This is a genomic window from Terrabacter terrigena (genome assembly GCF_042676085.1).
Lineage (GTDB): Bacteria > Actinomycetota > Actinomycetes > Actinomycetales > Dermatophilaceae > Terrabacter > Terrabacter terrigena.
The window spans coordinates 1-727 of sequence record NZ_JBHTKH010000039.1 but is presented as its reverse complement, the minus strand read 5'-3'; the positions used below and the strand labels follow the sequence as shown (position 1 = coordinate 727).

Here is a 727-nt window from a genome sequence, read left to right as displayed (position 1 = left end):
GCGCAGCAGGGCCTCGGTGGCCAGGTCGCAGCGCAGCTGGTCCAGGGTGCGCGGGTCGCCGGTGCCGCGCAGGGCCCGCGCGCGGGTGTCGAGCCGGTCCAGCACGGCGGCGATGCACGCCGCGTCGGCCGTCAGGGTCAGACAGCCCATCCCGTCCTCGACCACCCGCCCGAACACCCCACGCCGCGCCCTCGCGTGCGCTCGCCGCTCCACCGAACCGCGGGCATCGACCGAAGCCATCGCGCGCCGCAGCCGCGCCGTGAACGTGCGCTGCCCCACGACCCGGCCGTCCCGCGACGGCGCCAGCACCGCCTCCTCCACGACCGCGACATCCGCGTCCGACAGCAGGGCCGTCTCGCAGGCCACCTGCACCGCCCGGTGCAGCGACGTCGCGCCGCAGCGCAGCGCATGCAGGATCCGCCGGTGCCGCCGCGGCGCCGTCGCCACCGTCAACCGCCGCGACACCTCACCGACACCGACACCCGTGGCGAGCGCGACCTCCTCCGCGACGACCCGCTCCGGCGAGACCAGCCGCGCCATCCGCACCGCGCTGCCACCGCGTGGGAGCGCCTCGACCTGCTGCACCTGGATCGTGTGCAGCGCCCCGTACGCAGCCAGCAGGTCCGCCTCCACCCGAGCCTTGACGGCCTCGAGCGCCTCGACCTGCGCCATCACCGCCTCACCCGCCCGCAGCAGGCCCTCGGTCACCCCCACCGACCGCGACCGC

General features: G+C 76.9%; 1 pseudogene. It reads right to left on the bottom strand.

Annotated elements, in window-relative coordinates:
* Nucleotides 1–708: pseudogene (locus tag ACFQ2V_RS21245) on the bottom strand (HNH endonuclease signature motif containing protein); the annotation flags it as partial.
* Nucleotides 709–727: the final 19 nt, after the last annotated feature.